The organism is Streptomyces sp. HSW2009 (genome assembly GCF_040240285.1).
Classification (GTDB): domain Bacteria; phylum Actinomycetota; class Actinomycetes; order Streptomycetales; family Streptomycetaceae; genus Streptomyces.
Map to the genome: position 1 here is coordinate 1 of NZ_JBEHZD010001124.1, position 609 is coordinate 609.

The 609-nt window shown below is 75.9% G+C and carries 1 protein-coding gene; it reads right to left on the reverse strand.

The features are described from left to right. Positions 1 to 453, reverse strand: a 453-nt coding sequence (locus AAHZ94_RS34860; protein ID WP_349997661.1) for a 6-phosphogluconolactonase, incomplete at its 3' end; no start/stop codon positions are given. Positions 454 to 609 lie beyond the last annotated feature (156 nt).

The following is a 609-nucleotide window of genomic DNA, read 5'->3' on the forward strand; positions in this document are numbered from 1 at the left end:
GGCCCCCCCCCCCCCGCGGGCGCGGGCGGCCGGCGACGCGGTCTGCTGCGCGGCGGCGGCAGCGAGCTCGGTGGCGTACGCGGCAGCCGCCGCGTCCGCGTCCCCGACGTAGCTGCCGTTCGACGCCGGCATCGGGTGCACCCGAGCCGGGTCCAGCGGCACCGCGTCCAGCAGCGCCTGCCTGGCCTGCGTGACGTTGCGCTCCGGGTCGCCCTCGGGCAGGAACCGCTCGTCGCCCCACCACAGGTCGAGCCGGGCCCAGTCGACCGCGTCCCGCGCCGGGGACTCGGCGAGCGCGGCCAGCAGACCGTTGCCGTTACGGCCGCCGGTGAGCACCACCGACGCCGTGCCCCGGGCCGCCTGCGCGTCGACGATCTTGGTGATCAGTCGGGCGGCGGCGGCCCGCGCCATCAGCTCCTTGTCGCGGTGGACCACGACCTGCGGCGCCGTCACGAGGACGCCGGCTTCTTGGGCGACTGAGCCGCCTTCTTCTTGCCGGCCCCGGCCTTCGTACCCGAGGGCCCCCCCCGTCGCATTAAAACCAAACCCACCCCCCCCCACGCACGACCAAAGGCGGAGGGCCGGGAGGGGGGGGAAAAAAAAAGGGGG